The sequence below is a fragment of the Chrysiogenia bacterium genome (assembly GCA_020434085.1).
Taxonomy (GTDB): Bacteria; JAGRBM01; JAGRBM01; order JAGRBM01; family JAGRBM01; genus JAGRBM01.
In genome coordinates, this window is sequence record JAGRBM010000317.1 from 1 (window position 1) to 2,489 (window position 2,489).

The 2,489-nt window shown below is 64.8% G+C and carries 4 protein-coding genes; 2 read left to right on the forward strand and 2 right to left on the reverse strand.

Features of this window, described 5'->3' with window-relative positions:
- The first annotated feature begins 196 nt into the window (after window positions 1-196).
- The gene (locus KDH09_11025) at window positions 197-814 is read left to right on the forward strand and encodes a hypothetical protein (GenBank protein ID MCB0220218.1); all 618 of its coding nucleotides are present in this window, start codon (window positions 197-199) and stop codon (window positions 812-814) included.
- Here KDH09_11025 and rfbD read toward each other — a convergent pair.
- Both rfbD and KDH09_11035 read right to left on the reverse strand, forming a co-directional pair.
- Window positions 789-1,682 carry a dTDP-4-dehydrorhamnose reductase gene (gene rfbD / locus KDH09_11030; protein MCB0220219.1) on the reverse strand — a complete coding sequence of 298 codons (894 nt, stop codon included), beginning with the start codon at window positions 1,680-1,682 and terminating at the stop codon, window positions 789-791. The two genes, KDH09_11025 and rfbD, sit on opposite strands and share 26 nt — an antisense overlap.
- 4 nt (window positions 1,683-1,686) lie before the next feature.
- A complete protein-coding gene (locus tag KDH09_11035; protein MCB0220220.1) occupies window positions 1,687-2,097 on the reverse strand; it encodes a ribonuclease HI family protein in 411 nt (136 codons plus the stop codon).
- 48 nt (window positions 2,098-2,145) lie between these two features.
- On the opposite strand from KDH09_11035, the gene KDH09_11040 reads away from it, so the two are divergent.
- Window positions 2,146-2,489, forward strand: a 344-nt coding sequence (locus tag KDH09_11040; GenBank protein ID MCB0220221.1) for a hypothetical protein, incomplete at its 3' end; no start/stop codon positions are given.

Sequence of the window (2,489 nt, forward strand, 5' to 3'; positions counted from 1 at the left end):
TGGGTTCCGCCGGCGCGATGACCCTGGGCGCCGTCTTTAGCGGGCTGCTCCTGGCGGCCGGCGCGCTCATGCTGCTGCTTACCCTGTTCGGATTTCTGCTGGGCGGTCCCTCCAAAGAGCCCTCGGTTACGCCGTTCCCCATGGACTCGCCGCCCACGTTCCACTGATCGCCGCATTTTCACAAAGAGACACCACCGTGAGCCATGAAGCCGCGGCCCCTGATCTGGGGCTTGAGCAACTCCATTCGCTGTATCCCTTTTCGAAGGACGATCCGGCCGCGCTGCTGGAACTGAGCTTCGGCAAGGCGCTGGCGCTCCTGCCGATGCTGGACGTGCTTCCCAAAGCCCGGCTCGTCGTATTCACCACCGACGAGACGCGCGAGAGATGGGCGCGCGAGGCGGCAAGCGCCCACCAGGACCGCGTGCGATTTTTGCGCGCCGACCCGGCGAAGGCCGGTTGGACCGCCTCTCTCCCGAGCGGATTCCATTTCATCTGTGTTTCCTGGGGAAGCGAGGAGCTGCCCTCGGGCGCGGCGCTCTCCTCGCTGCAGCAGCTCGCGAAGAAACTGGCGACCGGCGGGGTGCTCGCTCTGCTTGTCGAACTCGACAGCCCCGGTCCCATGTTGCGCGATCACTACCGCTACCTGCTGGATAAACAGCACGGGGGCGCGCTTCCCGCGCATGCGGACAAGAAGCTTGCGCTTCCCACCGACGGGCAGGTGCGTTTCTGGCTCGAGAGCGCGGGCCTCGATCCGGTGGACATCTATTGGAAGCTTGGACCCTACGCGGTCATTTTCGGGATGAAATCTGCCTGAGCCGGGCCATCGCGACCCAGGCCTGCACGAACTCGCGCGCCATGTCCTGCCAGGGCGCGGGCGCAACGCCGAGCGAGACTGCGCGTGCGCAGTCGAGGCTCGAATCGCCCGGGCGCGGCGCGGGAAGGGCAAACTTCTCCGCCGGTACCGGAATCACTTCTTCCACTTTCAGTTTTGCGCCCATGGAAATCGCTTCGTCGAGAATCAGCTTGCCGAATTCCAGACGTGAGGCCGCGCCAGCGCCCGCCCAGTGCAGAATGCCCGAAGCATCGCCGGGTGCGAGCTGCCAGAGCGCGCGCGCCAGAGCGTCGGCATGGGTGGGCGATCCGATGTTGTCGAGCGCCAGTTCGACGCGCTTGTTCTTCCTGCCCCACTCGAGCACGCGGTGTGGAAAAGTATTCTCGTTCGAGAGCGCATAGAGCCAGGACGTGCGCACGATGAGATGGGCGCAGCCCGATTCGATCACGCGCTGCTCACCTGCAAGCTTGCTCTTGGCGTAGACGCCGAGCGGCGCGGGCGCGTCGTCCTCGGTGTACGGCGCGTGTTTGGTCCCGTCGAAAACAAAGTCGGTTGAGATGTGGATGAGGCGCGCGCTACTTTGCGCGCAGGCGTTCGCAAGGTTCGCCGCACCGCGTTCGTTGACGGCGTGGGCGAGCCCGGGATTCTTCTCCGCGCCATCGACATCGGTCCACGCCGCGCAGTTGATGACGAGCTTTGGCGCGTGCGTATCGAAAGCCGCGCGCACCGCGCTTTCGTCGGTGATGTCGAGTGCTGTCTTGTCTGGCGAGGTGAGCTGCGTCCCGGCCGGGGCCGAGCTTGTCAGGGCCTGCCCAAGCCCGCCGCCGGCGCCGGTGATGAGGACTTTCATCGGACTAGCCCAGTTGCTTGTCGAGGGCCCGGTTGGCCAGCGCGTCGGCCTCTTTGTTGTATTCGCGGCGCACGTGGGCGATGGAAAACGCACCGAAGGTATCGGCCAGCGAGCGGGCGCGCGCACACAGGGGCTTCATGTTGGGGTGCTTGACCTTCCACTCGCCCAGGACCTGCTTGACCATGAGCATGGAATCGCACTTGACCGAGACGCGCTGCGCACCAAGCGCCTGTGCTTTTTCCAGCGCCAGAATCAGGGCCAGGTACTCGGCCTCGTTGTTGGTTTTGATCCCCAGATACTCGGATACCTCGGCCACGCGCTCGCCGCCGGGGGTTTTGAGGACCGCGCCTGCGGCGGCTTCGCCGGGGTTATTGCGCGATGCGCCATCGCAGAAGATTTCGAGTTCGGTTGCCATTGATGTGTCGTTGCACTTGGGCGCCGCAGCAAGCAGAATTGCGGGGCCATGTCATCGCGAGCCGAAACCATCATTGCCGCCGTTGCAGCCTTCGCAGTCTTTTGCGCGGCCTGGTATCAGGGCGATCGTTTGACGTGTGTACCGGAGTCCGAGGGGGCGGTCAAGGTGCTGCTGCCGCGCGCGCCCGGTGCGCCCGAAGATGCCGAGCCTGAAGAGTGCTGGGGCATCGGGATCTCGCATGAATACCAGAGCTACGGCCTGCCCGAGGCCGAGCAGCTCAAGCGCTTCACCCTGGGTTTCGACAAGATGATCGCCGACCTGATGTTCGTGGACGTGGTGGCCAACACCACGTGGAGCGAAAAGCGCCCGGAGTTCGTCGAGTGGGTCTACCA